Origin of the sequence: Kitasatospora sp. NPDC056651 (assembly GCF_042792155.1) — a bacterium.
Classification (GTDB): domain Bacteria; phylum Actinomycetota; class Actinomycetes; order Streptomycetales; family Streptomycetaceae; genus Kitasatospora.
The window spans coordinates 1-6421 of the sequence record NZ_JBHTWX010000195.1; the positions used below are offsets into that span (position 1 = coordinate 1).

Consider the following 6421-nt stretch of genomic DNA (forward strand, 5'->3'; position numbering starts at 1 on the left):
CGCGGCGGAGCGGCTCGGCTCCGCGCCCGCGATCTTCTACACGGGCGGTTTCATCGGCTGGATGATCGCTCTGCTCGTCAGCGGCGTGCTGCTGGTCGCGCTCCCCCCGGCCGGCCCTGCGGTCCTCAGATGGTGACCGAGAAGTTGGCCAGCACCCGTTCGGCCAGCTCCTCGTCGCCCTCGACGGTGACCGGGCCGGGGCGGCCGCGGCCACAGGCGAGCCGCAGGTAGGTCTCCCAGTCCATGGTGAGCTGGACGTCGGGGGCCAGGCTGATCGACTCGTCCACGGTGCAGCGGCCGGTGGAGTCCACCCGGACGGTGCGCAGGAACTCCACCGGGCCGGTGACGTCCAGCACCAGGGCCGTCCCGGCCGGGGCGCCGGCCTTGGTGGCGACGGCCTTGGGCAGCAGCTCCAGCAACAGGTCCCGGGTGACCAGGGCGGCCGGGGAGTCCAGGTTGCCCGGGACCTCCAGGGCCCGGCGCAGGTCCTGCTCGTGCACCCAGACGTCGAAGGCCCGCATCCGCAGCAGCTCGTGGTACGGAACGTCCCTGGCCAGCGGCCCGGCCGGCCAGCGCACCGGGTCCTCGGGGCCCTGCTTGGCGTTCCGCAGCGCCCGCGAACGGCGGATGACGGTGTACTCCAGCTCGCTGGTGATCTCCAGCGCCGTCCAGCAGCGGCGCTTGTCGACCGGCAGCTCGACGTAGCGGGCGAACTCGGAGGTCACGTGACGGAGGTCACGGGGCAGCGAGTGGATCGGGCGCGGGTCGCCGAGCAGCTCGGACTCGACCGCGATCACGTGCGAGACGACGTCCCGGACGGACCAGCCGGGGCACTCGGTGGCCCGGTTCCAGGAGTTCTCCGGGAGGGGGGCGACCAGCTCCGATATGGACTCGATGCTCTGGGTCCACGCCTCGGTGTAAGCCTGCACGGTCTGGTTGTCCGTCACGGGAATCTCCGGCCCTCCGTCAGCTTCCTTGCCACCTGTGTCCCGCCGTCACGGCCGACCGGGATGGTCCGGCTTCCGGGCGCACACGCTTACCGCACGTTACGCTGCCGGGAGACAGCTGGGCAGCGCTTTCGGGTGACGATCGTAGGTCTCTTGCCGTGGACGGTGGTACTGTGCGCGCTTCATTGATCCAACTCGCGGTCTCCGACGCGGAGCCGCCCGCCGAGCGCAGGGCCCGGGCGGCGGCCCTGGTGCGGGCGCAGCAGGGTGCCGATCTGGTGGTGCTCCCCGAGTTGTGGCCGCTCGGCGGCTTCGCCTACGACCTCTGGTCGGACGGCGCGGAGACGCTGGACGGGCCCACCTCGGACGCGATGTCGGCCGCCGCGCGGGCCGCCGGGGTCTGGCTGCACGCCGGTTCGATCGTCGAACGCGACCCGGACGGTCCGATCTACAACACCTCGCTGCTGTTCTCCCCGGACGGCGAGCTGGTGCACACCTACCGCAAGATCCACCGCTTCGGCTTCGACAGCGGCGAGGCGGTGGTGATGGGCGCCGGTCAGGAGATCGTCACCGCGCCCACCGACTTCGCCACCCTGGGTCTGGCCACCTGCTACGACCTGCGCTTCCCGGAGCTGTTCCGGGCGCTGCTGGACGCCGGCGCGCAGCTGCTGGTGGTCCCGGCGGCCTGGCCCGCGCGGCGGCGCGAGCACTGGACGCTGCTGGCCCGGGCCCGGGCGGTGGAGGAGCAGGCCTTCGTGCTGGCCTGCAACACCGCGGGGACGCACGCCGGGGTCGAGCAGGCCGGGCACAGTGTCGTGGTGGACCCGTGGGGCCGGGTGCTGGCCGAGGCGGGGGTGGAGGAGCAGGTCTTGACGGTCGAGTTCGACCCGGCCGAGGTGGCCGGGGCGCGGGCCGAGTTCCCGGTGCTGCGGGACCGCCTGCTGGGGATTCCGGCGCCGGTCCAGCGCTGAGCCGGGGTCGGACCGGAACGCGGTGGGCGGCGTTTCGGGAGGGTTGGTTCGTACCTGGGTCGGTCGGGTTTGAGAAGATGAGCACTCGTCGTGTTCCCCGCCGACCCGTACGAGGGCCGGCCCGGTAGGCCCGCCCGAGGAGATCGCGCCCATGCCTGACAACGGCGCAGGCGACACCCCCCGCCCCGTCATCCAGCGCAACAGCCTGCGCGAACAGATCGCCGGCGCGCTGCGCGAGGAGATGATGGCCGGCCGGCTGCCGGCGGGCAGCAACTTCACCGTCAAGGAGATCGCCGACATGTACGGCGTCTCCGCGACCCCGGCCCGCGAGGCCCTGGTCGACCTCGCCTCGCAGGGCCTGCTGCGGGCCGCGCACCACCGCGGCTTCACCGTGCCCGAGCTGGGCTGGGACGACTTCGTGGAGATCTTCGAGTCCCGGGTGCTGATCACCGACAGCTTCCACCGCCAGTACGCCGCCCGCCGGGCGCTGCCCGACCTCAGCCGGCTGCCCTCGCTGCGCCGCCGGGCCGACGCGGCGGTGCGGGCCGCCCGGGCCGGGAACCTGGACGTGATGGTGGGCTGCGACCGCCGGTTCTGGCAGGAGGTCGGCGGGCTGCTCGGCAACGGCCGGATGGCCGAGTACCTGGACTGGCTGCGGGTGCAGTCCTGGATGTTCGCCGCGCCCTACCTGCGGGCGCTGCCCACGCTGGGCGGCCTCTGCTGGGACCGTCACCCGGAGCTGGTCGAGGCGATCGCCGTCCGCGATTCGCCCGGCGCGCACCGGATCATCTGCGAGTACAACCTGTACACCGTCCGGCTGCTGGCGGACCTGGCCGGGCAGTCGGTGGAGTCGGTGACGGTGCTGGGGCTGCTCACCGGGTTCGCCGGGGAGGAGCCGTCGGCGCCGCCCGCCGGTCCGGCGCCCGCCGGACCGCCCGCGGGAGAGCCGTCCGCCGAGCCGTCGTCCGCCGGGCCGTCGTCCGCCGAGCCGTCGTCCGCCGGGCCGCCCGCGCGGGAGCCCGCCGCCGAGCCGGCCCCGGCCCGCGGCGAGCGGAGCCGTCGCAGCGACGAGGTGGGCCGGGAGCTCGGCCGGGAGCTGGGCCTCGGCCTCGGTCTGGTGCCGCAGCCCCGTGCGACGGCGTACGGCCGGTACGGCCGACGGCTGCCCGAACCGCCCCCGGAAGCGCCACCGGGACGGCCCGGCCCGCACGCGACGCCGGGCCGGTAGGGTGGCGGGCGTCGAACCGGCCGCCCCGGGAAAGGGCCGTCCGGGTACCGACCCCGCCCCCGTCGTCGCCCCGTCTCCGCGGGCGATCCCCGCCTCCGGAGAGGAACTGCCGGCCATGGCCTGCGACCTCTGGCTCGTCCCGCTGGTGGACGTGCTGAGCCACAGCCCCGACAACCCGTTCCGGGACGACCTCGCGCTCTACAACACGGTGCTGGCCTCGCGCGGGCTGCCCGAGGTGCCGGTCTACCGCTACCTCCCGGGCATAAGCGGCGGGGTCGAGCCGATAGCCGCCTTCGACTACGACTCCCTGCACTTCCTGCGCCGCGCCTACCTGTTGGGCCTCACCGGCCTGGACATCACCCCGGTCGACGCGCTCGGCGGCGACTACGAGCAGCTGCTGGAGATGTTCGAGAGCAGCGCCGAACAGTCGCACCTGGTCTGGCACTTCGACCACGCCGGCGCGTACGTGCCGGTCGAGTTCGCGGTGCCGCTGGTGGACGACACGCTGCTCGCCTCCGGCGGCCCGCTCGGCTCCAGCCACGGGCTGCTGCGCGAACTCCAGGCCGTCGCGCCGGCGCTCGGCATCGACCCGCTCAACCCGCCGGACCCGACCAGGCCGCTCGGCCCGACCGGCCTGGAGCAGCCGTTCGGGCCGCCGATCGACGACGTCCACCCCTTCGCCCGGGAGCGGCACGCCTGGTCCGGCCTGTACGCGGCGGCGGTCAGGAGCGTCACCCAGGGCTCGATGATCGTCTTCGCCTGACCCCGCGGGAACCGTCGACCCCGCGGGAACCGTCCGGGCGTCACCGCAGCGGCCCCTCCGGCGGCCGCTGGCGCGGCATGGTGGGCCGGGTGCCCGGCGGCGGCAACACCCGCACCTGGGCGCCCACCCCGGGTTCGCTGCGCCCGCCCCAGGCGCCGGCGGACTGGGTGGGCAGCTGGGTCATCGAGGCCCGGAACTCCAGCATCCACTCCGAGGTCTCGGAGCGGACCATGTCCGAGACGTCCTCGCAGAACCGGCGCAGCACGCCCAGGCAGCGCTCGGCGGCCTCGCCCGCGGTGCCCTCGGTCGGGCCGAGCACCTCGCGCACGCACTCCGACGCCCAGTCGAACTGGAAGGCCTCCAGGCGGCGTTGCAGCGCCTGGCCGGTGGAGACGTCCCGCATCCAGCCGGAGGTGATGCCGAAGACCCGGTCGGTGACGAGGCAGGCGGTGGAGAGCGCGAAGCCGACGTAGCCCCAGCCGGTGCCGTGCGCGAAGCCGCCCGCCAGGTCGACCAGCGGGGCGACCACGCCGCCCGCCGCGAAGCCGGCCGCGCCGAACCGCAGCAGGCGTGCCCAGCGGCGCTTCCAGACCCGGTCCCGGCGGTACCACTCGATCGCCTCGACGGCCCGCTCCTCGGACCAGCGGTAGAGCTCCTCCAGTCGTTCCGCGGGCTCGCCCCAGTCCCCGAGCGGGAACTGTCGGGTGCTCAGATCGGTGCGGTGGCGGGTCGAGACCCGCCGGACGGCGGCGACGACGGGCTGGTCCTCCTCACCGATCTCCTTGCCCCAGGCACTCTCCTCGGGCTGCATTTCCGGCTGGCTCACCTGTGGGGCTCCCTGTGGCGGGCGGACTGCTGGTTCTGTCGGCGCATCGGCTGACGTGGTGTCCGCCGGTGGTTCTCCAACAGCACTTCTTACCGCCAAATGGCTGACCGTGGGGGCGCTTCTCCGTTGATCGTTACCGGTTTCGGCCACCGGAACCCGAGGTAAGCGGGTTGCGGGGGGCGGCGAGATTTCACCCGTCCGAGCGAGGGTCCGGTGACCCGGTGTCGTGACCCGGCCACCCACCGTCGAACCGGCCGCTCCGGACTTGGAGGATCATCCGGCACACTCGGCGTGCGAAGCCCTCCTCCTGGAGGATCGGACGGGACCGGAGCGCGGCCGGAACCGGCCACCGACTACGCTGCCAGGCGTGAAGGTCCTCGTCATCGGCGGCGGCGCCCGCGAACACGCCCTGTGCCGCTCTCTGTCCCAAGATCCCGCAGTGACCGAACTGCACTGTGCCCCGGGCAACGCCGGGATCGCACAGGTCGCGGCGGTCCACCCGGTCGACCAGCTGGACGGTGCGCAGGTCGCAGCGCTGGCCGGCCGGCTCGGCGCCGGCCTGGTCGTGGTCGGCCCGGAGGCCCCGCTGGTCGCGGGTGTCGCCGACGCCGTGCGCGCGGCCGGAATCCCGGTGTTCGGCCCGTCCGCCGAGGCCGCCCGGCTGGAGGGCTCGAAGGCCTTCGCCAAGGACGTGATGGCCGGGGCCGGTGTCCCCACCGCCCGCTCCTACGTCTGCACCACGGTGGCCGAGGCCGCCGAGGCGCTGGACGCCTTCGGCGCCCCGTACGTGGTCAAGGACGACGGCCTGGCCGCCGGCAAGGGCGTCGTGGTCACCTCCGACCGCGAGGCCGCGCTGGCGCACGCCGCCGCCTGCGAGAGGGTGGTCATCGAGGAGTACCTGGACGGCCCCGAGGTCTCGCTGTTCGCGATCACCGACGGCACCACCGTCGTCCCGCTCCAGCCCGCCCAGGACTTCAAGCGCGCGCTGGACGGCGACGAGGGCCCCAACACCGGTGGCATGGGCGCCTACTCGCCGCTGCCGTGGGCGCCGCCCGGGCTGGTCGAAGAGGTCCTGGAGACCGTCCTCCAGCCGACCGTGGACGAGCTGCGCCGCCGCGGCACCGAGTTCTCCGGCCTGCTGTACGCGGGTCTGGCGCTCACCTCGCGCGGCACCCGGGTGATCGAGTTCAACGCCCGCTTCGGCGACCCGGAGACCCAGGTCGTGCTGGCCCGGCTGCGCACCCCGCTGGCGGGCGTGCTGCTGGCCTCCGCCAACGGCACCCTGGACCAGCTGGAGCCGCTGCGCTGGGACGAGGGCGCGGCCGTCACCGTGGTCGTCGCCTCCGAGGGCTACCCGGCCGCCCCGCGCACCGGCGACCCGATCGAGGGCCTGGCCGAGGCCGAGGCGGACGGCACCGCGTTCGTGCTGCACGCCGGGACGAAGGCGGACCAGGACGGCCGGGTGCTGAGCGCCGGCGGCCGCGTCCTGTCGGTCACCGCGACCGGCGCCGGCCTGGCCGAGGCGCGCGAGCGCGCTTACGCCGCCGTGGACCGGATCTCCCTCAAGGGCGGCCAGCACCGCACCGACATCGCGGCGAAGGCGGCCACCGCCTGAGGCGCGGCCACTGCCGAGGCACCCGCCTCCCGCACCACCGCGGCCCCCGTGCGAACCGCTCGCACGGGGGC

6 protein-coding genes are annotated in these 6421 nt (G+C 74.3%); 4 read left to right on the forward strand and 2 right to left on the reverse strand.

All coding sequences use genetic code 11. From position 1 onward, the window contains the following. Window positions 1-125: 125 nt before the first annotated feature. On the reverse strand, window positions 126-947 hold the full coding sequence (locus ACFRAR_RS37830; protein ID WP_380704844.1) for a maleylpyruvate isomerase family mycothiol-dependent enzyme: 822 nt from the start codon (window positions 945-947) through the stop codon (window positions 126-128). Window positions 948-1120: 173 nt separating this feature from the next. Between ACFRAR_RS37830 and ACFRAR_RS37835 the strand changes: the two genes are divergently transcribed. The 3 genes from ACFRAR_RS37835 to ACFRAR_RS37845 all read left to right on the forward strand — a co-directional run bounded on the left by ACFRAR_RS37835 (window position 1121) and on the right by ACFRAR_RS37845 (window position 3909). Beyond that, the gene (locus tag ACFRAR_RS37835) at window positions 1121-1918 is read left to right on the forward strand and encodes a carbon-nitrogen family hydrolase (RefSeq protein ID WP_380704845.1); all 798 of its coding nucleotides are present in this window, start codon (window positions 1121-1123) and stop codon (window positions 1916-1918) included. 151 nt (window positions 1919-2069) lie between these two features. Beyond that, window positions 2070-3146, forward strand: a complete 1077-nt coding sequence (locus tag ACFRAR_RS37840) for a GntR family transcriptional regulator (RefSeq protein WP_380704846.1) — start codon at window positions 2070-2072, stop codon at window positions 3144-3146. A gap of 115 nt (window positions 3147-3261) precedes the next feature. Beyond that, a complete protein-coding gene (locus tag ACFRAR_RS37845) occupies window positions 3262-3909 on the forward strand; it encodes a hypothetical protein (protein WP_380704847.1) in 648 nt (215 codons plus the stop codon). Window positions 3910-3949: 40 nt separating this feature from the next. Here the strand turns inward: ACFRAR_RS37845 and ACFRAR_RS37850 are convergent, their stop codons facing one another. Beyond that, window positions 3950-4735, reverse strand: coding sequence for an SLATT domain-containing protein (locus ACFRAR_RS37850; protein ID WP_380704848.1), 786 nt, complete (start codon window positions 4733-4735; stop codon window positions 3950-3952). A gap of 367 nt (window positions 4736-5102) precedes the next feature. Here ACFRAR_RS37850 and purD point away from each other — a divergent pair, with 367 nt between their 5' ends. Further along, on the forward strand, window positions 5103-6350 hold the full coding sequence (gene purD, locus ACFRAR_RS37855) for a phosphoribosylamine--glycine ligase (RefSeq protein WP_380704850.1): 1248 nt from the start codon (window positions 5103-5105) through the stop codon (window positions 6348-6350). The last annotated feature ends 71 nt before the right edge of the window (window positions 6351-6421 follow it).